The 23,367-nt window shown below is 45.7% G+C and carries 27 protein-coding genes; 1 reads left to right on the plus strand and 26 read right to left on the minus strand.

Annotation, left to right across the window (positions count from 1 at the left end; all coding sequences use genetic code 11):
• Positions 1-154: 154 nt before the first annotated feature.
• From aroH to RUW00_RS05855, 17 genes are all read right to left on the minus strand, one after another.
• On the minus strand, positions 155-538 hold the full coding sequence (gene aroH / locus RUW00_RS05775) for a chorismate mutase (RefSeq protein ID WP_061862332.1): 384 nt from the start codon (positions 536-538) through the stop codon (positions 155-157).
• Positions 535-1,623, minus strand: coding sequence for a 3-dehydroquinate synthase (gene aroB, locus RUW00_RS05780; protein ID WP_280145280.1), 1,089 nt, complete (start codon positions 1,621-1,623; stop codon positions 535-537). The genes aroH and aroB overlap by 4 nt, the downstream gene beginning before the upstream one ends.
• Positions 1,623-2,795, minus strand: coding sequence for a chorismate synthase (gene aroC, locus RUW00_RS05785; protein WP_003153459.1), 1,173 nt, complete (start codon positions 2,793-2,795; stop codon positions 1,623-1,625). Before aroC ends, aroB begins: the two co-directional genes overlap by 1 nt.
• A gap of 71 nt (positions 2,796-2,866) precedes the next feature.
• Complete coding sequence (locus RUW00_RS05790; RefSeq protein ID WP_280145281.1) at positions 2,867-3,637, minus strand: protein-glutamate O-methyltransferase; 771 nt, start codon at positions 3,635-3,637, stop codon at positions 2,867-2,869.
• A 189-nt stretch (positions 3,638-3,826) separates the two neighbouring features.
• Positions 3,827-4,273 (minus strand): nucleoside-diphosphate kinase, encoded by a 447-nt coding sequence (gene ndk, locus RUW00_RS05795; RefSeq protein ID WP_007409456.1) that lies wholly within the window; start codon positions 4,271-4,273, stop codon positions 3,827-3,829.
• Positions 4,274-4,393: 120 nt separating this feature from the next.
• Positions 4,394-5,356 (minus strand): heptaprenyl diphosphate synthase component II, encoded by a 963-nt coding sequence (gene hepT / locus RUW00_RS05800; protein ID WP_003153454.1) that lies wholly within the window; start codon positions 5,354-5,356, stop codon positions 4,394-4,396.
• A 28-nt stretch (positions 5,357-5,384) separates the two neighbouring features.
• Positions 5,385-6,086 carry a demethylmenaquinone methyltransferase gene (menG, locus tag RUW00_RS05805; protein WP_003153453.1) on the minus strand — a complete coding sequence of 234 codons (702 nt, stop codon included), beginning with the start codon at positions 6,084-6,086 and terminating at the stop codon, positions 5,385-5,387.
• 5 nt (positions 6,087-6,091) lie between these two features.
• Complete coding sequence (gene hepS / locus RUW00_RS05810) at positions 6,092-6,847, minus strand: heptaprenyl diphosphate synthase component 1 (protein ID WP_007409455.1); 756 nt, start codon at positions 6,845-6,847, stop codon at positions 6,092-6,094.
• Positions 6,848-7,003: 156 nt separating this feature from the next.
• Positions 7,004-7,231 carry a trp RNA-binding attenuation protein MtrB gene (gene mtrB / locus RUW00_RS05815; RefSeq protein ID WP_003153449.1) on the minus strand — a complete coding sequence of 76 codons (228 nt, stop codon included), beginning with the start codon at positions 7,229-7,231 and terminating at the stop codon, positions 7,004-7,006.
• 20 nt (positions 7,232-7,251) lie between these two features.
• Positions 7,252-7,824 carry a GTP cyclohydrolase I FolE gene (folE, locus tag RUW00_RS05820; RefSeq protein ID WP_003153448.1) on the minus strand — a complete coding sequence of 191 codons (573 nt, stop codon included), beginning with the start codon at positions 7,822-7,824 and terminating at the stop codon, positions 7,252-7,254.
• Between the two features lie 186 nt (positions 7,825-8,010).
• Positions 8,011-8,289 carry a non-specific DNA-binding protein Hbs gene (hbs, locus tag RUW00_RS05825; protein WP_003153447.1) on the minus strand — a complete coding sequence of 93 codons (279 nt, stop codon included), beginning with the start codon at positions 8,287-8,289 and terminating at the stop codon, positions 8,011-8,013.
• A gap of 374 nt (positions 8,290-8,663) precedes the next feature.
• Positions 8,664-10,142: a stage IV sporulation protein A gene (gene spoIVA, locus RUW00_RS05830; protein ID WP_003153438.1), complete on the minus strand. Its 1,479-nt coding sequence runs from the start codon at positions 10,140-10,142 to the stop codon at positions 8,664-8,666.
• A gap of 185 nt (positions 10,143-10,327) precedes the next feature.
• Complete coding sequence (locus RUW00_RS05835; protein ID WP_003153436.1) at positions 10,328-11,062, minus strand: hypothetical protein; 735 nt, start codon at positions 11,060-11,062, stop codon at positions 10,328-10,330.
• Positions 11,063-11,081: 19 nt separating this feature from the next.
• The gene (locus RUW00_RS05840; RefSeq protein ID WP_003153435.1) at positions 11,082-11,285 is read right to left on the minus strand and encodes a DUF2768 domain-containing protein; all 204 of its coding nucleotides are present in this window, start codon (positions 11,283-11,285) and stop codon (positions 11,082-11,084) included.
• Between the two features lie 318 nt (positions 11,286-11,603).
• Positions 11,604-12,641, minus strand: coding sequence for an NAD(P)H-dependent glycerol-3-phosphate dehydrogenase (locus tag RUW00_RS05845; RefSeq protein WP_003153434.1), 1,038 nt, complete (start codon positions 12,639-12,641; stop codon positions 11,604-11,606).
• Between the two features lie 17 nt (positions 12,642-12,658).
• Entirely contained in the window at positions 12,659-13,969 is a 1,311-nt protein-coding gene (gene der / locus RUW00_RS05850; protein ID WP_280145282.1) for a ribosome biogenesis GTPase Der, read from the minus strand.
• Between the two features lie 192 nt (positions 13,970-14,161).
• The gene (locus RUW00_RS05855) at positions 14,162-14,764 is read right to left on the minus strand and encodes a YphA family membrane protein (protein ID WP_123117299.1); all 603 of its coding nucleotides are present in this window, start codon (positions 14,762-14,764) and stop codon (positions 14,162-14,164) included.
• A gap of 76 nt (positions 14,765-14,840) precedes the next feature.
• Between RUW00_RS05855 and RUW00_RS05860 the strand changes: the two genes are divergently transcribed.
• A complete protein-coding gene (locus RUW00_RS05860; RefSeq protein WP_003153429.1) occupies positions 14,841-14,972 on the plus strand; it encodes a YpzI family protein in 132 nt (43 codons plus the stop codon).
• A gap of 34 nt (positions 14,973-15,006) precedes the next feature.
• Here the strand turns inward: RUW00_RS05860 and fni are convergent, their stop codons facing one another.
• The 9 genes from fni to RUW00_RS05905 all read right to left on the minus strand — a co-directional run bounded on the left by fni (position 15,007) and on the right by RUW00_RS05905 (position 23,277).
• A complete protein-coding gene (gene fni / locus RUW00_RS05865) occupies positions 15,007-16,056 on the minus strand; it encodes a type 2 isopentenyl-diphosphate Delta-isomerase (RefSeq protein ID WP_022553027.1) in 1,050 nt (349 codons plus the stop codon).
• A gap of 14 nt (positions 16,057-16,070) precedes the next feature.
• Positions 16,071-17,219 carry a 30S ribosomal protein S1 gene (gene rpsA, locus RUW00_RS05870; RefSeq protein ID WP_315956545.1) on the minus strand — a complete coding sequence of 383 codons (1,149 nt, stop codon included), beginning with the start codon at positions 17,217-17,219 and terminating at the stop codon, positions 16,071-16,073.
• Between the two features lie 227 nt (positions 17,220-17,446).
• Positions 17,447-18,121: a (d)CMP kinase gene (cmk, locus tag RUW00_RS05875; RefSeq protein WP_061862337.1), complete on the minus strand. Its 675-nt coding sequence runs from the start codon at positions 18,119-18,121 to the stop codon at positions 17,447-17,449.
• 78 nt (positions 18,122-18,199) lie between these two features.
• Positions 18,200-18,376 carry a YpfB family protein gene (locus tag RUW00_RS05880; protein ID WP_003153420.1) on the minus strand — a complete coding sequence of 59 codons (177 nt, stop codon included), beginning with the start codon at positions 18,374-18,376 and terminating at the stop codon, positions 18,200-18,202.
• Between the two features lie 46 nt (positions 18,377-18,422).
• On the minus strand, positions 18,423-19,079 hold the full coding sequence (locus RUW00_RS05885; protein ID WP_022553026.1) for a flagellar brake protein: 657 nt from the start codon (positions 19,077-19,079) through the stop codon (positions 18,423-18,425).
• A gap of 87 nt (positions 19,080-19,166) precedes the next feature.
• Positions 19,167-20,516: a germination protein YpeB gene (gene ypeB, locus RUW00_RS05890; protein WP_007409448.1), complete on the minus strand. Its 1,350-nt coding sequence runs from the start codon at positions 20,514-20,516 to the stop codon at positions 19,167-19,169.
• A 24-nt stretch (positions 20,517-20,540) separates the two neighbouring features.
• Positions 20,541-21,410, minus strand: a complete 870-nt coding sequence (sleB, locus tag RUW00_RS05895) for a spore cortex-lytic enzyme (protein ID WP_280145283.1) — start codon at positions 21,408-21,410, stop codon at positions 20,541-20,543.
• 130 nt (positions 21,411-21,540) lie between these two features.
• A complete protein-coding gene (prsW, locus tag RUW00_RS05900) occupies positions 21,541-22,197 on the minus strand; it encodes a glutamic-type intramembrane protease PrsW (protein ID WP_003153415.1) in 657 nt (218 codons plus the stop codon).
• A gap of 96 nt (positions 22,198-22,293) precedes the next feature.
• Complete coding sequence (locus RUW00_RS05905) at positions 22,294-23,277, minus strand: YpdA family putative bacillithiol disulfide reductase (RefSeq protein ID WP_014418270.1); 984 nt, start codon at positions 23,275-23,277, stop codon at positions 22,294-22,296.
• Between the last annotated feature and the right edge of the window lie 90 nt (positions 23,278-23,367).

The following is a 23,367-nucleotide window of genomic DNA, read 5'->3' on the forward strand; positions in this document are numbered from 1 at the left end:
CAAAAGAAAGGATTCTTTTGGGCAGAATAAAAACGTGTTTATCTCAGCTCAGCTAAACTCATTCTCTGCTACCCTATTCTAAACTCAACTGTTCAATATCTTACTTACCAGCTCTATACACACTCTTGTGTATTTCTAAGCTTTGTTTATCGTATTACATGTCAGTATTTTTTGTCAATGATAAATCCGGCCTTAACACAACGGCTTTTTCTAAATAGACATGCTTGATTTCATCCTGAGGCGCATCCGTCTGAACCGTCATCAGGACACGGATACACTTTTGCAGAGCACCGGTGACATCCATTTCCTGCATGCACGTCACCGGGACGTACTGCCACCCGGAAAGGCGGCGGACCGCTTTTGCCGGAAATACGGAATGGATATCAGGCGTGGCGGATAACAGGATCTGCACAACGTCTTCCGGCTTGCATCCATTTTGTTCAATGATTTTTTCAAGCAGCTGCTGTGTTTTTTCTAAAATTTCTTGTTCGGTGTCTTGTTCCACCGTTGTTGCTCCGCGAATGCCGCGTATCATCATGCTGTTTCCTCCATTCGCCATTTGTTCAGCAAATTTTCGAGCTCATCTTTTGAAAGCATGCAGTCCTGCGCTTCGCCTAATTCCTTTAACACGATGAACTGTGTCATGCCTCCGCGCGTTTTTTTATCATTCATCATCCGGGCGGAGAGAACCGGCGTTTCAATATCTTGTCTGATGCTTCCCGGGTAGCCGAGCCCAATCAGCCATTGCGTGAGTTCTTTTCTGTTCATCTTGCATCCCGCAACCTGTTCACTCACGTAAAGGGCAAACTGCATGCCGAGGGCGACCGCATCTCCATGTGTAATCCGGCCGTAGCCGTATTCCGCCTCAACGGCATGGCCGAGCGTATGGCCGAAATTCAGAAAAGCTCTTATCCCCTCTTCCTTTTCGTCCTCACGCACGACGGCCGATTTGATTGAAATTCCTTTATAAATCATTTCATTCAGCTCAGCGCTTGTCAGTCCTTGCAACGTGTCAAACGTGAGAAGTTTTTCTAAAAAAGCATGATCGGCGATAAACGCATGTTTAATCACTTCAGCCATACCCGATCTCAGCTCTTGTTCCGGCAGGGTTTTCAGTAGCTCCGTATCGTAAATCACCGCTTTCGGCTGATAAAACGCGCCGATTAAGTTCTTTCCGAGTTTATGGTTGACGGCCACCTTGCCGCCGACCGCGCTGTCATGGGCAAGCAGTGTCGTCGGCATTTGAATGAAATCAATTCCGCGCATAAAAGTTGCTGCGCAAAAGCCGGCCAAATCACCCGTCACGCCGCCTCCGAAGGCGATCATACATGAGGAGCGGTCCATATGGAAAGCGATCGCTTCCGTTTGAATCCGTTCATACTCTTTTAGAGACTTCGCTTCTTCTCCGCTTGGAACGATCACTTTTTTCACAGGCCATGTTTCGTTTAAAAGCCGGAACATCTCATCACCGTAAAGCCGGTCAACTTCAGCATCGATGATGAGAAGGATCTTTGTCAGCGGCCTGTTCAGTGAAGACAAAAGGGCAGCGGCCTGTTTCCTTATGCCTTCACCGATATACACGGGATATGCGGAGGAAGCTGTCCGAACCTCAAGCTCTTTCATCAGAATTCCCTCGATAGTTTTTTCATGTTTTCAACATTTTCTTTAATGCGGTCGATCTGGTCAAGCCCGAATTGTTCTACGACGGCATTTGCGATTTCCCAGGCCACTGCTGCTTCAGCCACTACGCTTGCTGCCGGAACCGCGCAGCTGTCTGAACGTTCAATGCTCGCTGTAAACGGTTCTTTCGTTTCAATGTCGACGCTTTTCAGCGGCTTGTACAAAGTAGGGATCGGTTTCATAACGCCGCGGACGACAATCGGCATTCCCGTCGTCATACCGCCTTCTAATCCTCCGAGCCTGTTTGTGGCGCGTGTATAGCCTTTCTCTTCATCCCATACGATTTCATCATGAACTTCACTGCCGTTTTTGCCGGCCGCTTCAAAACCGATGCCGAATTCTACGCCTTTAAACGCGTTAATCGACAGAACGGCAGCAGCAAGCTTGCTGTCCAGCTTACGGTCATAGTGGACATAGCTTCCGACACCGACCGGCATACCTTCGACGATCACTTCAACGATTCCGCCGATCGAGTCGCCGTTTGCCTTCGCTTCATCAATGGCTGCCATCATTTGACGGCCAGCTTCTTCATCGTAGCATCTGACCGGTGATTCTTCCGTTACCCGTTTGAGATCCTCAATGGATGTGTAATCGGTTTTCTCTGCTTTTACGCTGCCGATTTGCAGGACATGCCCGGCGACTTTAATGCCAAGCTCCGCTAAAATCTTTTTAGCGACGGCTCCGGCAGCCACGCGAACCGTTGTCTCACGCGCGGAAGATCGTTCTAACACATTTCTCATATCGCGGTGATTATACTTAATAGCACCGTTCAAATCTGCGTGTCCCGGTCTCGGTCTTGAAATCTGGCGTTTCATTTCACTTTCTTCTTCTTCTGTAATCGGTGCGGCGCCCATAATTTTTGTCCAGTGGGTCCAATCTTTATTCTCTACAACGAGCGCGATGGGTGAACCGAGTGTCCGGGCATGCCGCACGCCGCTCGTGATCTTCGCTCTGTCCGTTTCAATCTGCATGCGGCGTCCGCGGCCGTGCCCTTTTTGACGTCTGGCAAGCTCAAAATTAATGTCTTCTTCAGTTATATAAAGCCCCGCAGGCACACCTTCTATAATTGTCGTCAGCTGCGGACCGTGTGATTCTCCGGCTGTTAAGTATCTCATTTCTTTTTTCTCCCTTCATCGCATTAACGCTTTTAAGTAAAACTATAACACAAGTTTTCATTAAATGTCTTCTATCTTTTTTGATAAAAAAATGTATCAGTGCTCTCAAGGCCGAATTTTTCCGGGCTGAAAATTTGTTCTGTACTGCCGACAAACAGAATTCCGTTCTTTTTCAGACTGCCCGCCATTTTCACATACAGCTCTTCTTTTGCTTTTTCAGTAAAATAAATAAAGACGTTGCGGCAGACGATCAGGTCAAAATCCTGTTCATAGCTGTCGGCAAGCAGGTTGTGCCGCTTAAACCGGATGTTTTTCTGAATCTCTTGTTTTACTTGATAGCTGCTGTCAGCCTGCTTGGTGAAATAACGGCTTTTCACGGAAGCCGGCACCTCTTGCAGCGAGCGTTCCTGATAGATGCCCCGCTTGGCTTTGCTGAGCGCCTTTTCATCAATATCTGTCGCCAATATATCAAATCCGGCCAATTCCGTCTGCTGATTGAGAATCATAGCCAAAGTATAGGGTTCCTCTCCCGTTGAACAGGCCGCACTCCATATTTTTAACGGTTTGTTATGCTTTATTAACGGAAGAATTGAGGTTTCAAGAACTTCCCACCGTTTATAATTTCGGTAAAATTCAGAAACATTGATCGTCATTCTGTCCAATGTTTCGTTTAATAAAAGCTTGTCCTTTTCCAAAGCGGCGGCAAATTCCTGAAAATCTCTGAACCCCTTCTTTTCATAAAGGGACGTAAGCCGCCTTTTCATCTGTGCTTCTTTGTATAAAGATAAATCAACACCGGTTATTTGTTTCCACTTGGTGATAAAAATGTCGTAAGGCTCCATTGCTTCTCTCCCAATCTCGCTGTCTTTTGTCCTAGTATAGCCTGTTTTCTGTCGAAATTGTACGATTTCAATAAAAAAATCAGCCCGCGGGCTGATTTGTGAGAAACGAAAAGACAGGGCGGCGCAGCCTCTGTCTTTCATAAATGATGTAAACCTTTTCATAATACGAGAAAAAGAAAGGCTGACGGCTTAGTACACCCAGTCGGCCATTAATTTTTGATACGGTACAAGCTCTTCCTGTTTAAAGAAAATGTGAATTTCCCGCTCAGCGCTTTCTAAGGAGTCTGAACCGTGAATGATATTTTTGCCGACAAACATGCCGTAGTCACCGCGGATCGTGCCCGGCAGTGCATCTTTCGGGTTCGTTTTTCCGATCAGCTGTCTTGTGATCTCTACTACATTTTCCCCTTCCCATACCATTGCAAATACGGGTCCTGATGTAATGAATTCCACAAGCTCGCCGAAAAACGGCTTCCCTTTATGTTCAGCATAATGGTTTTCAGCCATCTGTTCTGAAACTTGCATTAGCTTGGCTCCTGCCAATTGTAAGCCCTTACGCTCAAATCTGGATAAAATCTCTCCGATCAGCTGGCGCTGTACGCCGTCCGGTTTTACCATGATAAAAGTTTTTTCCATAAGATTCTCCACCCCATCATTATGTATAGGCTTTCAAGTTGCACACCGAAATCGTAACATCTTTCTGACAATTAATCAATCCAGGGCGGAGAATGTTCACATCTTGTTCGTAAAAGGAATTTAAAATTTCCGTTTGCCGATATATTTGGCGATGGCGGCCAATGATGAGCGCGCCCGTCCTCTCGGCAGTGTATTCAGTTTTTCAAACGCTTTTTTTAAGTACCTGTCACTGACGGCCATTGATTTTTCAATCGCGTCTGTGCGTTTAATATTTTCAATAATGGGGGCGAGCTGCTCCTGTGTTGTTTCACTGTTAATTAATTTCAGCTGATTTTTCAATTCAGGCTGACGGAGCGCGTACAAAACGGGCAGAGTGACATTTCCTTGCAGCAGATCCCCTCCGACCGGTTTTCCCAGTTCCTCTTCCGTTGAAGTGAAATCAAGAATATCGTCAATAATCTGATAGGACATGCCCACGTAATAACCGAACCAATATAATGCTTTATGAATCTTCTCATCAGCTCCCGAAGCGATGGCGCCGAGCTGGCAGCTGACGGCAATGAGAAGAGCCGTTTTCCGTTTGATGCGGCGCAAATAGGTTCTGAGGTTTTGCTCCATATTGTATTTATCTCTGATCTGTTCAATTTCTCCGAGGCATACTTCTACGATGGTTTTGGACAGGATCCGGTGGGCTTTCGGCTCATCCAATCTCGTCATCATCTCAAGTGAGCCCGCAAGCATATAATCACCGGTATACATGGCGATGCGGTTGTCCCACTTGGCTTTGATGGTCGGTTTTCCCCTCCGCAGCTCGGCGTCATCAATGACGTCGTCATGCACGAGGGACGCCATATGAATCATTTCCAGCGTCACCGCAACATATTTTATTTTATTAATGTCATAGTCGCCGAACATGCCGGAAAGCAATACGAAAACGGGGCGGATCCTCTTGCCTCCCGCCTGGAGCAGATGGAGCCCGGCTTCACTCAGCAAGGGATAGTCTGACCGCACCGTCTGCTCAAGCTCCCTTTCGATCACATCAATATCGTCATTTAAAAAAGAATAGGCCATTTTAAATTTCATATCATTCACCCAAACATCTGTATATTCATCATTTCCAACCGATATGCGTAGCGGCCACTCCGCCGGTAAACGAATGGTATTTGACATTCGTCAGGCCCGCTTCTTCAAACAGACGCGCAAGTTCTTTCATACCGGGAAATTCTCTTGCCGATTCTTGAAGCCAAGAATATTCTTTATAGCTCTTCGCAAACATTTTTCCGAAGAAAGGCATGATGTATTTAAAATAAAGAAAATATGCCTGTCTGAATCCGAACATTTCCGGCTGGGATGTTTCCAGACATACGACCTGCCCGCCCGGTTTGACGACCCGCCGCATTTCTTTCAGCACGGTCAGATAGTCGGGAACGTTTCGCAGCCCGAAGCCGATGGTGACAAAATCAAAAGAATCATCAGCGAAAGGAAGCTCCATCGCATTGCCGTGCAAAAGCTCAATTTGGCTGTAACCGCCCTCTTTCACTTTTTTCTCACCGATGCTCAGCATATTTTTGCTGAAATCCAGTCCTTTGATTTCGCCGCTTTTTCCGGCCGCTTCTGCGAGGGCAATCGTCCAGTCAGCCGTTCCGCAGCAGACATCAAGCGCTTTTGCGCCTTCTTTTACATTCATGATCTGCATCGTTTTATCGCGCCACTTTTTATGCTGCTGAAAACTGATAACAGAGTTCATTTGGTCATAATTTTTATAGATTTTTTCAAACACGCCGTGTACGCGCTGTTCTTTTGACTCCTGCATGTTGATTACCCTTCTTCCACTTTCTGATGATATGTTTTGTCCTGGCTGATCGCCTTAAGCCGATTCAGCATTAGGTTTTGGATTGGTGAATTAAGCGGCAGCAGCGTTTCAATGCTTTGCTTTGCCTTTCGGAAGCTATCTTCCATTATGTCAGCCTTTGATTTCCCTGACTTTACAATATTGCCGATGACATCGAGAAATATAGCATTGCCGTTCATCAGCCGCTTATATACAAAAAAATCACTCGCCAGCTCTTTCCAGCGCGGAAGATTAAAGTGGTCTGACACTCTGTGAAACAGGGCTGCTTCCACAATCGCCATGCTTTCGATCAATTGATTCAAGTCATTGACAGACCGATCGTACAGACGGATTTTATGCTCATTGATTTCTTTAATTGCCGTAGCGAGCGTCCGAATCATATAGATATCCTTCATTTCAGATAAAAGCGAATAATACAGTCCGCTGAAATAGTCGCCGGCAAGCACGGTGAGCTGCCGGTTTTTATTTTCGTCTCGCTTTAACGCTCTGGCTGTTGTCACTTCATCGTGGGTATCAAGGGCGCTTTGGACAAGCATCGCAGTTACTATGTAATTTTCTCTGTCGTTGTTCTTAATGTCCGCCTCTTCAAACAAAGCGTGAAAAAGAAGAAGCTTATCCTCATCGATTTTAGGCGCAGAAATATGTTTCGCTAAATAAGGATGAGACAGCTTTTGTTTTAATTTCGTATTTAGATTCGCTAAAGTTCCGTAGATGTCTTGCAAAAATATCACCCTTGTCCCCAAATTCACATTTATTCTAATATGTATGAGATTTACTCGTCATTATTATACGCAGGTATCATTATAGCATAAAAAAAAGAAATTGGCTGTATTCTCCCGCCGTTTGCGGGCATTTGGCAAAAGCGGGAAACAGCCGGCTTATTTTTTTTCGCTGTTCATTTCTCCGTAAGCGGTCTGGATGAGGGCGTTGCCTCTCACTTTGATGGCAGAGGTATGCTCAGTAAACTGAGCGATAATCACTTCGCCTTTGTCCAGTTTTTCGGAATGGTGAAATTTCGTATCCGTTCCTCTCGTTAAACCGATGACGTTCACGCCGTCCTCGACCGCTTTAATGACGACAAAATCACTTGAATGCTTTGAATTCATATCTGCACCCTCTATCATTATTAATCCGCACGTTTAATATGTTCTAACACTTCGGAACGCGCCGCTGCGTCATCTTTAAAAATACCTCTTACAGCGGAAGTCACTGTTTTTGCACCCGGCTTTCTTACGCCCCTCATCGTCATGCACATATGTTCAGCTTCGACGACAACCATGACGCCGTGGGGATCTAAGGTCTCTACGATGCTTTCGGCAATCGTTGAAGTGATGCGCTCCTGCAGCTGCGGGCGTTTTGAGACGGCTTCCACCGCCCGCGCCAATTTACTCAGGCCCGTCACTTTGCCGCCGCGCGGAATGTAGGCAATATGCGCTTTTCCGTAAAAAGGAACAAGGTGATGTTCACACATGGAATGAAACGCGATATCTTTTACAAGAACAAGCTCCTCATGGTCTTCTCCGAAAACGGTTTTAAAGTGTTCTTTCGGGTCTTCATTTAATCCCGAGAATACTTCCGCGTACATTTTTGCCACGCGTTTCGGCGTATCTAAAAGCCCTTCCCGGTCCGGGTCTTCTCCAATCGCCTCTAAAATCTGGCGAACCGCCTGTTCAATCTGTTCTTTATTAACTTCTTTCATTGTCTGTGTCCTCCACCATTGAATACATTTAATTTCGATTCTAGCACATTTGCCGCGCCAAAAGCAAAACGAAAGTCCTGCCCGGTGACCGAGGCTGCTTAAATATGAAAAGCCCCTTTATCAAGGGGCTTTTCTGTGAAGAAACAAAGTGTATGTATCAGATGCATACACGATCTATATTCACAATTATTTTCCTGCAACAGCGTCTTTAAGAGCTTTACCTGGTTTGAAAGCAGGTACCTTGCTTGCAGGGATTTCGATTTCTTCACCTGTTTGCGGGTTACGTCCTTTACGTGCAGAGCGCTCGCGCACCTCAAAGTTACCGAAACCGATCAGTTGGATTTTATCACCGTTTTTAAGTGCATCTAAAATCGTATCAAAAACAGAATCAACTGCTTTTGTAGCGTCTTTTTTAGACAATTCGCTTGCTTCAGCAACCGCATTGATTAGTTCTGTCTTGTTCATGCCTTTCACCTCCTCCCAAAAGGGTATCAAATCAGCAGTTTATTATCATTTCTTCACAGTTCAGCCTGATTCTAAACCTGTCTGATAAAAAATCAAAGCAGGGAAGAACAGACAAGTAAACGGCTTTTCATAAGAAAACAGACACTTTGAGGAATGTTTGTCCAACAAAGTGAAGATTTTCTGTATGTAGAGTAACACATATAAAAAGCCATATCAAGCATTTTAAAGCCTCAATCCCTTGCTCGTCAAGGTTTTCACGTGTTTTACCGAACAAATATTCCTTTTTTTGCTTTTTTCCTCCTAATCCTTGATTGATTTCCAGTATCTAAAAAGAATAAAAAAAGACCCCCCGTTTCAGGAAGAGGTCCTTCAGCTTACAAAATAATGGCGATCAGGCCGCCTGAGCCTTCGTTAATAATTCTCTCCAGCGTTTCTTTCAGTTTATATCTCGCATTTTCCGGCATGAGTGACAGTTTTGCGGAGATTCCTTCTCTTACGATAGAGCTCAATGATCTGCCGAAAATATCGGAGTTCCAGATAGAAAGCGGATCATCTTCAAAGTCCTGCATTAAGTAGCGGACAAGTTCTTCACTTTGTTTTTCCGTCCCGATGATCGGCGCGAATTCACTTTCCACATCCACTTTGATCATATGAATGGACGGAGCGACCGCTTTGAGCCTTACTCCGAACCTTGATCCCTGCCTGATGATTTCCGGTTCATCAAGGCTCATATCGGTTAAGGCCGGGGCGGCAATGCCGTAGCCGGTCTGTTTCACCATTTTCAGCGCATCTGATACCTGATCATATTCTTTTTTCGCGTGGGCGAAGTCCTGCATTAATTCAAGCAGGTGGTCTTTCCCGCGGATTTCAACGCCGACCACTTCTTTTAAAATCTGGTCATATAAATGATCCGGCGCATACAAATCAATTTCTGCGACACCCTGGCCAAGTTCGATTCCGGCCAGACCGGCGCTTTCAATAAACTCAAATTCACTGAAGTGGCCGACAACCCGGTCGACATCGCGCAGGCGTTTAATATCTTTTACGGTTTCTTTCACTGATTCCTGGTAGCTCTCTCTGAGCCAGTGATTTTCCTTCAGCACCATGACCCAGCTCGGAAGGTTGACATTGACTTCCAGCACAGGGAACTCGTAAAGCGCTTCTCTGAGGACGCTTAACACATCTGTTTCCCGCATGCTTTCAACACTCATGGCGAGGACGGGAATATCATATTTCGCGCTTAATTCAGCTCTGAGCGCTTCTGTTTCCGGGTGGTACGGTTTTACCGAGTTGATGACCATAATAAACGGTTTGCCGACTTCCTTCAGCTCGTCGATGACTCTTTCTTCCGCTTCCACGTAATCGCCCCGCGCAATATCGCCGATTGAGCCGTCTGTCGTAATGACGACCCCGATTGTGGAGTGTTCCTGGATGACTTTTCTCGTACCGATTTCCGCTGCCTCATGAAAGGGAATCGGTTCTTCGTACCAAGGTGTATTGATCATTCTCGGGCCGTTTTCATCCTCATATCCCTTCGCCCCGGGAACCGTATATCCCACACAATCCACAAGACGGATGTTGACATCAAGTCCTTCTGCGACATGAACGGACATGGCTTGATTCGGGACAAATTTTGGTTCTGTGGTCATTATCGTTTTTCCTGCTGCGCTTTGCGGAAGCTCATCCTGCGCCCGCGCTCGATCGGCCTCATTGCTGATATTCGGGAGCACCACGAGCTCCATAAATTTTTTAATGAATGTAGATTTCCCTGTACGGACAGCGCCAACGACTCCTAAGTATATATCGCCCCCTGTTCGTTCAGCGATATCCTTGAAAATATCGACCTTTTCCAAGTGATCCCCTCCCGGACTTCCTATCCTTATCATTTTTCATTCACCATTCTCCAATCAAATACAGGACACTATATGTGTATGACGTTGTCCTATTTCAATATGACATCTTTAGAAAATTTTCAGGCAGTCTTTTCTATCAAAATCAAAAAAACCTTTCTCCCTATTTGTATGCGCGGGAAAAAGGTTCATTCCTGTTTCGTTTGACTTTCTAAAAAAACGGGTTCCTGTTTTTCATTTACGGTGTATGTGACTGAAAAGGCCGGGACGAAAGGAGTCTCTTTCCATAAAATATCCTGAATTTCCGCGCCCGGTTTGATTTTCTTTTTGTTTTCCTTCAGGCAGCGGGCTAGATCGACGCGATAGTCGGCATAGATTTCTCCGTCAGCGCCGATTAAAAGCGGCAGAGACGTGCCTGAAACCGGACTTTTGACTGAAGGAGAGTCTTTCATGCCGAGCTTTTTTTTATTTAAAGTGAACAGCCCTTTTGAAACGGCGTCCTCATAGGGAGGATATGTATGCTTTTCCTGATACATTTTGACACGCAGCTTCATGTCGCGGATTGCTTCCGCCATTTGAAGATCGACCAGCTTGACGGTCGGCTTATTTTCCACATCGACAAGCACGTATTGGTACATTCCTCCGCTTTCATAAGCTGAGGCCGGCGGCTCCTCTATGTATCTGGGCGCGAGCCGCTTAAAATCTATCGGATATTTTTGATAGAGCGGTGTTTTCATATCTTTTGTCTGAATCGGCAGAAGTCCGCCGTTCGCCTTTTTAAATTCATCCACTGCCGCTTGCACCTGCTGAAGCTGATGTTTGTAAGATACTTTATTTTCAGTTTTTTTCGCTTCAGGGTACAGACAGCCGGACAGCAGAAGCACCGCCATTGCCGTTATGACGGCCATTTTTAACTTATGCATTCCGCGCCCCCTTTCGGCTTTATTCATTGACAGGCCCGCTGAAAACGACCATTAACACGATCAATCCCGAGATGACCATGCAGGCATAAGCGAGTGAAGAAACCGCTGCTTTTATCAGTTTGTTTTTCACTTTGTACCTGCTGACATAAATAGAGGCCACCGCAACAAACATTAATCCCATAGCACCAAGCGCAAACCACATTTTCATCAATGCCACACTCACGTTCGTGCCCCCCGTCCCATCATTGTAAGCGTTATATTTCATTTTAATATACAAATGTTGAAAAGATCAACAGGTTTTCCATCTATTGAAAAAACAAAAAAACTGAAGCAAAGAGGGGGACTTTGCTTCAGTCAAGTTGACTATATTCACCTGTACGTCTGAGATACACTCTCTTGGACTTCGATGCTATAGTATGCGTAGATGCGTACGTCTGCATCCTCTTCTGCCTAAATCAGCAAATGTTTTAAGCGATTTCAGCCGGAGAGTTCTGCGTTTTGGACTTTCGTCACTTCAGAATATGCTGACGGCATGTTATTGTCACTTCACCCGGTTTTCGAATGTGTTGACCAAGTCTTCCATCTCATGGGTTTTCACTCTGGCCATTAAGGATTCTACGGCCGTTTCTACCTTCTGCCCGTTAAATAATACTTGGTGAAGCGCCTCTGTGATCGGCATTTTCACTTGGTATTTTTGAGACAGCTGATACGCAGCTTTCGTCGTCCGCACGCCTTCAACAACCATCCCCATCTTATCCAGGACAGCTTCCAGCTTATATCCTTTGCCGAGCAGGTTGCCGGCGCGCCAGTTTCGGGAATGAACGCTTGTACACGTCACGATTAAATCGCCTACGCCGGTCAGGCCGGAAAAGGTGAGCGGATTTCCGCCCATCTTTGTGCCGAGTCTGGCGATTTCAGCAAGACCTCGGGTGATTAAGGCCGCTTTTGCATTATCTCCGTATCCCAATCCGTCTGTAATCCCCGCTGCAAGAGCGATGATATTCTTTAACGCTCCCCCTATTTCAACACCGATCATATCCGGATTGGTATAGACGCGGAAATGCTGGTTCATGAATAAATCCTGAACCGCTTCTGCAGCCTTGATATTTTTTGAAGATGATGTAACAGTCGTCGGGTGTCTTAATCCGACTTCCTCAGCGTGGCTCGGCCCTGAAAGCACGACGATGTCTTTTCTGTACTCCTCAGGCAGCTCCTCTTCCATTAATTCTGAAATACGGAGAAGCGAATCCGGCTCAATTCCCTTGCTGACATGAACAAAAATCGATTGTTTCGGGATGTACGGCAGAGCCTTTTTCAGCACTTCCCGAATGGCTTTTGTCGGAACTGCCACAATGATGAAGTCCGCTCCTTTTAAAGCCTCGCTTAAATCAGCTGTCCCGATGATAGAACTTGATAGCTCCACCCCCGGCAGGTAATCTTTGTTTTCATGCAGTTCGTTGATTTGATCGATCAATTCGGCACGGTGTCCCCACATCATAACTTGATGTCCGTTATCAGCCAGCACTAAAGAAAGTGCAGTGCCCCAGCTTCCCGCTCCAAGCATTGCCACTTTTTTCATCTCTGTATCACACCTTTTTATTTTCTTGCTCTTGCAAATATTTTAATTGGCGTACCTTCAAATCCGAAAGCGTCCCGGATTCGGTTTTCTAAAAAGCGTTCATAAGAAAAATGCATCAGTTCCGGATCGTTGACAAAAACAACGAAGCTCGGCGGCTTAACAGCGACTTGAGTCGCATAATAAATTTTCAGACGGGAGCCGTTGTGCGTCGGAGTCGGATTCATGGCGACCGCATCCATGATGACATCATTTAAGACATTTGTCTGCACGCGGAGAGAGTGGTTTTCACTCGCTTTAATAATCGCAGGCATGAGTGTATGAATCCGCTTTGTCGTCAGTGCCGACATAAACAGCACCGGCGCATAATCAAGAAATTGGAAATGTTCCCGAATATTTTGTTCAAATTCTTTCATCGTGCGCTCGTCTTTATCAACGGCATCCCATTTGTTTACGATAATGACGACGGCTTTCCCGGCTTCATGGGCGTATCCGGCGATCCGCTTGTCCTGCTCAAGGATGCCTTCTTCTGCATTCAGCACAACCCCGACGACGGCTGAGCGGTCAATGGCTTTTAACGCCCGAAGCACACTGTATTTTTCTGTTGTTTCATATACTTTACCCTTTTTTCTCATTCCCGCCGTGTCAACGATTACAAATTCCTGCTGATTGTAGGTGAACGCCGTATCCACAGCGTCTCTAGTCGTTCCGGCTACGTTGCTCACGATAACCCGCTCTTCGCCGAGCATCGCATTGACAAGGGATGATTTTCCGACATTCGGGCGGCCGATCAGGCAGAATTGAACGACATCATCACTGTACTTCGTCTCCGGAATGTTTTTAAAATGCTCGGCACAAGCATCGAGCAAATCTCCCAATCCTAAACCGTGTGTGCCCGAAATCGGATACGGTTCTCCAAAGCCGAGCGCATAAAAGTCATAGATGTTCGCTCTCATTTCGGTATTATCTAATTTATTAACGGCTAATACGACCGGTTTTTTTGTCCGGTACAGTATTTTTGCCACTTCTTCATCAGCAGACGTCACACCTTCGCGGCCGTTCACCATAAAGATGATCACATCAGCCTCGTCCATGGCGATTTCAGCCTGCTGGCGGATCTGTGTCAGAAACGGTTCGTCTCCGATATCAATTCCGCCCGTATCAATCAGGTTAAAATCATAATTCAGCCATTCCGCCGAACTGTATATCCGGTCCCGCGTCACTCCGGGGGTATCTTCTACTATTGAAATTCTTTCACCCGCAATCCGGTTAAAGATTGTGGATTTTCCCACATTCGGTCTTCCGACAATGGCTACGACAGGTTTACCCATAGTACCCTTCCTTTCAATCCAGCCGCTTACATTTTCACAAAAAATTGTTCAACCGGTTATTAAAAATCATCTTCGCTATGAAAAGAACCCTTCAAACAGAAGGGCTTAACTCATTTATTATATCAGTTTTCACTGAGATCACAATGTATTCTTCAAAATGTTTCGCATTCATGTAACAGTCTTCGTCTGTTTTCAAGACATTTTTGTCGCTCCTTTGCCCTGCTTTTTGCTTTTTTGGCTGATGCGCGCCGCAAGCTGTTCATATGTAGTCAGCCCGACGAGCAGAATCACTCCCGCCGAACAGCCTGAAAGCCATTTATAATCACCGACGGCTGCCGCACCCGCAATATTGCGGATGACCGCAGCATACAATAGCTCCCCCTGGCACATGCCGAGAACAAAAAGACAAAGCCTCTCAGGGAACCGCCCCTCAACGGAAAGCGTAATAACGGTAAGCAGTATAACCGCCGCCCATTCAGGTTTTATGATAAACCAAACAGGATCATATAATGCAAAAAGAAAAATAAAGCCGTACGCCGCAGACGCCGTCAGATGAATCACAATATTACGGAGCCGTTTATGCATGCCGAGGCTTCCCGCATAAACAAATGCCGCAGTAAAAAACAAGACATATGCCGCATTCAGCGTAAAATAAGCCGTAATCTGATGTATGCTTGCCATCATATTAGTCAAAATAAAGACTGATACGTAAAAACGGCTTTTCGTTTTGGCAAAAATAAAAGTCGCAAGTATCCATAAAAACCACATTGACCAGTAATAATAAAACGGTTCCATAATCGCTCCTCCTCTGATCAGTATGGAGCGGGAACGCATTTTTTAAACCAATTATGCCTGAAAGGAGCGGATAAGGATGGGAAAAGACAGACAGGAGAAAAAACTGAAAGCCTCCCGACGAGTGGAATCTGATCGCGATGATTCGATTCACCATAAAGGAGCGACAAGCCTTGAGCAAAACGGGGAATTCCGAAAAAGAAAATCGTAAAAAACAGAAAAAGGCATGCGGGTCCGCATGCCTTTTAACGTCTGCTGAAACGTGATGTGTCAATTCCCCGTTCAGAAAGCCAGTGATGTGTGTCACCTTTTATGACCAAAGGCGCCTTTTGCAATTGGGCAACCGATTGGCATCCGAGGGCGGTCATAATCATTTTCAGCTCTTGTAAAAGCGCCGTCATCTCGTCAAACAGGCCCTCTTCTCCTTTAGAAGTGAGAGCTTTCAGGAAAGTGCCCGCCATTCCCGCGCTGGAAGCGCCGAGGGCAATCGATTTGGCGACATCCAGGGCACTTTGCAGCCCGCCGGATGCGATAATTGATTGATCAGCGGAGAGCGAGTGGATTTCCGCTAAGCTTGCGGCAGTGGAAATTCCCCACGTATTAAAAAATTGAAGCGCCTTCTCTCTGCGCATGTTTTCGATCTTAGAGAAATTTGTACCGCCGTATCCGCCGGCATCAACTGCTGCTGCGCCGGCATCAAATAACTGCCGTGCCGATTCCCTGCTCATTCCGAAGCCGACTTCTTTGACAAAAACGGGCACTCCCGCTTCCGCCGCAATCCGCTCAATACGGCCGAGAGCGCCAGTAAAGCTTCTGTCACCCTCTGGCATGACGATCTCCTGAATCACATTTAAATGAATCTGGAGGGCATCTGCTTGAATCATATCAACTGCTCTTTTCGCCTGCTCGGCATCCGCCTCGCTGCCTAAATTGGCAAATATCAGCCCGTCCGGATTCTCTTTTCTGACGATCTCGTAAGAATACCGTTCGGAGGGATCTTTTAAAGCTGACATTTGCGAACCGACAGCCAGCGGCATGCCGGCTTTGCGCGCGGCTCTTGCCAGCGATCTGTTAATTTCGTATGTAAGCTGTCCGCCGCCGCCTGTCATCGCATTGATAAAAATCGGCGAACTGCTTGTGAGTCCGCCGATTTTCGTTGATATATCCACTTTTTCCAATGCTAGGTTCGGTAGGCTGACATGAACAAACGTAATATCATCAAGCCCCGTTTCCCGGTTTTGGCCGGTAGACAGCGCATGATTTATATGTTCTCTTTTTCGTTCTGCTCGTGTCACGTTTTATCACCAATTTATTTTAATTTATTAAGCTTGTCTCCGATTAAATCGCCAAGCTGGAAGCCGGTGCTCGGCTCTTCTTTCGCCTGGTATTGGCGGAAGTCCTCCTGATCGGCTTTCGGCGCTTCTTCAAGCTCACGCATGCTTAAGGAAATGCGCTCTTCGCTTTCGTTCACGTCAAGCACTTTCACTTTAACAGTCTGTCCTTCTTCAAGCACTTCATGCGGCGTTCCGATATGTTTATTGGAAATTTGCGAAATGTGCACAAGTCCTTCCACGCCCGGAAGAATTTCAACGAAGGCGCCGAAGCTTACAAGGCGCTGCACTTTTCCTTCAAGCACATCTCCCTGTTTTACCTTTTCGCCGATCTGGCTCCAAGGTCCCGGCAGCGTTTCTTTAATAGATAAAGAAATACGCTCGTTATCGCGGTCTACGGACAGTACTTTCACTTTTACGTCCTGACCTTCTTCCACCACGTCAGACGGTTTTTCGACGTGTGAATGAGACAGCTGCGAAATATGAACAAGCCCGTCAATTCCGCCGATGTCGACAAATGCGCCGAAATCAGTCAGACGCTGCACTTTTCCTTCAAGCACGCTTCCAACCTCAAGCGTTTGGAGAAAATCATGCTTTTTGGCTGTCTGTTCTTTTTCCACTACAGCCCGGTGTGACAGAATCACCCGGTTTTTATCACGGTCGAGTTCAACGACGATAAGAGAGAGGATTTTCCCTTTATAGTCAGTGAAATCCTCGACGAAATGAGCTTCGACAAGTGATGCGGGAATGAAGCCGCGAACGCCGATATCAACGACGAGACCGCCTTTCACCACATCTTTCACTTCAGCTTCAAACACTTCTTTTGTGTCGAATTTTTTTTCAAGGTCTTCCCAAGCGCGGTCAGCATCAACGGCACGTTTAGATAAAATCAAAGCATCGTCTTCCACTTTTGTTACTTTCAGGTCAAGCTCGTCGTCAACTTTTACGACATCCGATGCTTTCTCTACATGAAGACTTGATAATTCACTGATTGGAATGATTCCGGACTGTTTGACATTGACAATTTCGACATCTACATGCTTGTCCTCTACCTTTGTCACAATCCCTTTTACTACATCTCCAACCTCTGGCACTTGAACATCAATTTGATTCATTTCCTCTGTCATTTGAATAACCTCCTTGGTCCAAACCTACACAGCTTAATTAATACGGTTTGAAAGCTGAACATGTGAATGTCCGCTTTTCAGCCGAATATGTATTAAAGAATCATCCAAAAAAGATTTTGAATGATCAATAAAAAGTTTTATTAGTATTAACTTCTAATAAATGGACTGGTTTGTCAAGCAATAACATCTTGTCTTTCGAAAAAAATTATAAAGCGCTCCGCCCGGGCTTAACGTGATTTCTGTTCAACGATCTCCAGAATTTTTCCTGCGACTTCGGCAATGCTTAGTGACGTCGTATCGATTTCAATCGCGTCTTCCGCTTTGCGCAGCGGGGAAACTTCCCTCTCTGAATCGAGTTTGTCGCGTCTGGCAATTTCTTCAATGAGCGTCTCGTAATTCACGTCATAGCCTTTTTTCTTATTCTCTTCATATCGGCGCTTCGCTCTTTCCTCTACGGACGCGAGCAGAAAAATTTTCACTTCGGCATCAGGCAGCACGTGAGTACCGATATCACGGCCGTCCATGACGACACCGCCTTTTTCTCCGAGCTGCTGCTGTCTTTTGACCATTTCTTCTCTGACGCCTTTATGCTTGGCGGCGATTGATACTTGGTTGCTGACTTCGTCTTTTCGGATTTCTTCTGTCACATCTTCTCCGTTTACCAGAACGATTTGTCCTTCCGGAGCGGATACAAGCTCAATTTCCGTACGCTTCAGCAGCTCTGTAAGCGCGGCTTCATCAGTTAAATCGGCATTCTGCTTGAGCGCCGTATATGTAATGGCACGATACATCGCTCCTGTATCAATGTACACATATGATTTTTTCTCAGCCACTATTTTAGCAACGGTGCTTTTTCCGGCAGCGGCCGGCCCGTCGATCGCAATTGATAATTTCTTGTCCATAATCTCTCTCCTTGCTCTTTACTCCTCTATGGATTGTATCATGAACTGCCGGAAAAGGGGCGAAAAAATTGAGCTGATTTACCGCTTTACCGTTTCAATCCATTCTTTTTTCTCCATTTTATCAACTCCCTCATATTTCACAGCTTTCGAAATATAAGGTTCAATAGGCTGATAATGAAGCAAAAACTGCACCGCGCCCAAAATGATAAGCTGAATGCAGACCAATTTGACCAGCAGACGTTCAAACGTTTTCATACACGCGCACCTCCATTAGGATTAGTATGGAAAAGTGCGCTGCCGTTTATTCCGACAGACTGTTTCTTCTCTGCTGCAGCTGTGCGCGCATACAATATTGGAGTAAAAGCTGCTGTGAAGCGGGAGCGATTTCTGCAAATTCAAGCGTCATTTTTTGTTTATCCGCCTTTTCATCATAAAAAATCCGCTGGATAACAGCCTCGGCCGTAATATCCGCCGTATTTCCCTTGCCGGGAAGAGAAAATGAGACATACAGCTTTTCACCTGGTTCCGCGGAAATATGCTCAGGCATCACAACAGCGATTCCGCCGGCGCTGATATTAGAGGAAACCGTTTGGAAAGCGGTTTTTTTCGCTTCCATTTTGACGGATACATCCAATACTGCGTCTGCACGGACGTAGCGGCGTCTTTGAATCCGCTTCATTTCCTCCTGAGGGGGGATGTCCAATCCGATCATCGGGATGGGGTCTTTTTTCTTTCCTTTGATTATGCTTTTAAATTGATACGGCACTTGGCCATTCCCCATAAATTCCGCTGTTATTTCCAATCCTTTATGCAAAAAGACCGTCCGTCCCGAATCCAGATCGACGGGATATGAGATGTGCAGTTCGCCGTTTTCAACGCTTACTGCTTTGCTCCTCGCTTTTTTGGGCTCATTGTTCTCTATGTATTCAATCCAAATATAATCTCCGACAGCTATCATGGGCCTTCACTCTTTCATTTTTTATGCTTTTATTAAAGCATGTAACGAAAAAAAGGAAAAGACTTTTAGTCCTTTCCTCCTTTATTTTTATAGGTCTTTATATATAGGTTCTGCACTTTTTAACTTTTCTATTTTTTCCTCTTTTCCATCGTCCGCATTAATGAACATTTGATACGTGTCTTTTCCGATCGTCCCGAGCATTTCGTAGCAAAGCACTTCCTGACCGAGTTCATTCGTGATCAGCGCCTGCCGGGTCTCCCGCACTTCAACATTTTTATTCAGCTTCGCTTTCGCTTCATCAGCTGACAAAGCGGGAGCCGGAATCGTTCTCGTGCGGTGCGCCGCCAGGTAATCACGCGCGGAAAAACCGACGACTTCACCATCATCCAGCGCCACTTTCATTCGGATGGCTTCCGGATAAATGCGGACATTTTTCTCTACTGGGATAAAAGAAAAGACGCCGATGTTATTATATTGCGCGCTTTCATCAATTTCGAGGCCTTTTGTTTCATATCCATTTTTCTTTAAAAACGCGACGGCCCGGTTAGATGCTTCATTGAGGCTGATCTTTTGTTTCTTCACGGCCCGTTTTTGAATCAAATAGACCGGATGTCCGCCTTTTTGGGTAATATCCATATAGATAAAAGACTTGTTGTCGGCGTCTTTCATGCGGATGCTGTATACGTCCCGATTCGTCTTCCTGCCGCTTTTGACCACTTTAATTGAATAATTATGATCAGGCGCAAACCGTTGCGCGATTTTGACCGCTTCTTTTTCTGTAATTTGTTTTCCTTTCAGATGCGTAAAACCTTTTCGTTCTGTATTTGCTCCCGTAAATGTGGGGCTGATGCTGTCTTCAGAAAAAGCGCCTACATTTTTTTCGACTGTTTTAAAGCTGTCGACGATCGTATTATCGCTTTGTTTTTTGTCAGAGGCGAGCGCCATCTCAACATCCATCCACCGTAAATTTTTGCTCATGACGAGATGCTGAACGCTGCGGAGCTGGTTTTGAATGTTCTCCGCCTGTTTGTACAGGCTGTTCAGTGTTGTATATTCTTTCTTATCAAGCGGTTTTTGATCTAAATCCCGGACGGATGTTTTATAGCTGAAATCTCCTATGTTTGATAAAAACTCCTCCGTCTTATTAAAAGGCATGAGAGTCAGCGGCAGCTGGCTCACATTGTTATGAGCTTCAGATGTTATTCTCCATACATCAATGAGCGCCGGAGACAGAGATTTTTTACTGTTCATCGCAAGCGTCGTCCCGATTTTGTCGTGAAGCTGATCTACATGGTACGTCAATTCATGAAAAGCCCTCTGATAATTATTTTCCGCATGCAGAAGGACCGCATCTTTTTCCTGATGTTCTTTATATCCCCAATATCCGGTTGCGGCGATCGCGACACCGAGAACAGCGATAATGATTCCTCTAATCATGTTAACACCTCATTTTGCGTACTTTTACTCACAGAAAATGTGTTTTCCGATTCTTTTTATCTGCGGACGTCCCCAAATCCATTTGCTTGTCGCCGTATCAGGATTGAAATAATAAATCGCGTTTTCAGAAGGGTCCCAGCCGTTGATCGCATCAAGAACCGCTTCTTTTGCTCTTTCATTCGGCTGCATATATATTTGGCCGTCGGCAACAGCGGTAAACGCGAGCGGTTCGAAAATGACGCCGGCCACCGTATTCGGAAATAACGGGCTTTTAATACGGTTTAAAATAACCGCGGCGATGGCAACCTGCCCTTCAAACGGCTCACCGCGCGCTTCCCCGTACACAGCCTGTGCCAGAAGATTGATGTCGTTGTTTGAGAAACCGCCAGGCATATTGGCCGCTGTCATATTTTGCTTTTGATTTGACTGGCCGCCTGTATTGTTTTGCGGTTTTTGAGCAGGCTTATTCGTTCCCGCCGGCTTCTGCGTTCCGGCTCTCGGTTTTGTTTGGTTTTCCAATGGGACGTTGCCATAATGAGTGAACGTATTCCCTTTTTGGATCTGCTCCATTACATATTCACGGTAATATTTTGATTTAGAAATCAGCACCTGTTTGGTTTTCGCGCCGACGAGGCCGTCAACCGGCTTCATGCCGAATTTCTCCTGAAAATTTCTCACGGCCCAGTATGTGGTCCAGCCGTAAACTCCATCGATTTTCCCGTTATAAAATCCGTTATATTGAAGACGGGCCTGCAATTCTATAACATCATCACCCGTCGCGCCTCTTTGAATCACTTGATTTGAAAACGCATGAACCGTTTCATGATGATCGAAGAAAGCGGCGGCGAAAGAAAATAGAATGAGACATGCCATAAAGGCTCCTTTGCACTTCATCTCTTCAAGCCTCCTACTGCAAAATTTAAAGTGTACCCGTATTGTCTGTCACGAGGTTATTTTTATGCACGTTTCCTTCTTATCCCCTGTCAAGGCATAAAAAAGAAACCGCACGCGACGCGCGGTTTCTTCACACTTGGATCATATTGACGGAGCGTGCTTTTTTTGCCTTTCGCAGCCCGAACCACCATAAAAACAGCATAAACGGCAGCATATAATATACCCAATGATTGAGGGCGGTAAGAATAAAATCGTAAGAACCGTGCAGACATGAAGGCACGGCCAGCGAAATCACAAGCCATTTGACACGGGCTTTTTTCTGCGAAAAGCGGGCTTTTCCGAGATAAAATCCCATAATCACTCCGATCAGCGCATGGCAGGAGACCGGCAGAAGCGCCCTGATGAAAGCATGCTCAACGCCGTGGCCGAATAGATACAGAATATTTTCAAGCGTGGCAAATCCTAAAGACACACTGGCCCCGTAAACGATTCCGTCATAATGCTCATCAAAATGAGCATGCGGATACACACTGATCATCAGAACGAACCATTTCACCGATTCTTCCAGAAATCCCGAAGACAAAAACGAAACGAAAAAGCTTCCTCCCCCCACATGCTCTTTTTCAAGAACATATTGGATAAACATGGTCGGAAACACAAGGACAACCCCGAGAAAAAAAGACCTCAGCACCATATGTACGGGTTCATTGTCATACTGATCTTTTAAATAAAAATAGCTTAACAGCGCAATGCCGGGAGCAATTCCTGCAGAGATGATTGCAAACATCAGGCAACCTCTTTCCTTTATATTCCTATATCTATGGTACCATGTTGTTCATATTTTTACATCTTTCAATTTTTTTAAAAAAGAGCATATGAATGATCATATGCTCTCTCTACCCAGCCGTTTTGATATTTCGTTTGCGATCAAGCCTCCGTGAAAACGGCCGTTTTCGATAAAAATTTCATTGGCGTTATTTCCAGCCGCAATGACTCCGGCGATAAAAACACCGTCAACATTTGTTTCCATCGTTTCTTCCCGGAAAAACGGCCGGCCTGATTCAGCATCAATCCGCACACCGATTTTTTCGAGGAAACCGTGATCGGGATGGTATCCCGTCATGGCAAATACGAAATCGTTTTTCAGCCGGACCGTCTCATTTCGGCCGGAGCGGAAAATGATTTCATCTTCCGTCACTTCTTCAAGACAAGCGCCGAATTCCATCCGGATTGTGCCGTTTCTGACAAGGGCCTCAAACTCAGGCAGAATCCACGGCTTGATGCTCGGGGAGTACTCATGTCCTCTGTAGAGCACAGTGACGCGCGCACCGGACTTCACGAGTTCCAAAGCCGCGTCAACACTTGAGTTTTTCCCGCCGATCACAGCAACATCTTTATCAAAATAAGGATGGCCTTCTTTAAAGTAATGAAATACCTTAGGAAGCCCTTCACCCGGTATGTTCATATAATTCGGATGATCATAATATCCTGTCGCAATGATACAAAACGGAGTGAGGTAGCGGTCTTTTGATGTTTCTACAAGAAAACGGCCGTCTTCCTGTTTCGTTACGCGCTCCACTGTTTCAAAGGCGTTTACGCGCAGCTCTTTTCTTCTGACAACCTCTCTGTAGTAAGAAAGAGCCTGTATTCGGACCGGTTTTCTGTTTTCCGTAATAAAGGCGACATCGCCGATCTCCAATTTTTCACTTGAACTGAAAAAAGTTTGGTGGGTCGGATAGTTATAAATGCTGTTTACGACATTCCCTTTTTCGATCACAAGCGCGTTCACGCCAATTTGCTTCAGATGTATAGCCGCCGATAATCCGCAAGGACCTCCGCCTATTATAATTGCCTTTTCTTCTGTCATGTCCTTCAACTCCTGCGATTGGCATTTCCATCATAAGTTTCCACTCATATAAAAAATCTCCTATATTATCATAGGAGATTTTTTTTGTTT

The sequence above is a fragment of the Bacillus sp. IS1 genome, assembly GCF_032461585.1.
Classification (GTDB): Bacteria; Bacillota; Bacilli; order Bacillales; family Bacillaceae; genus Bacillus; species Bacillus velezensis.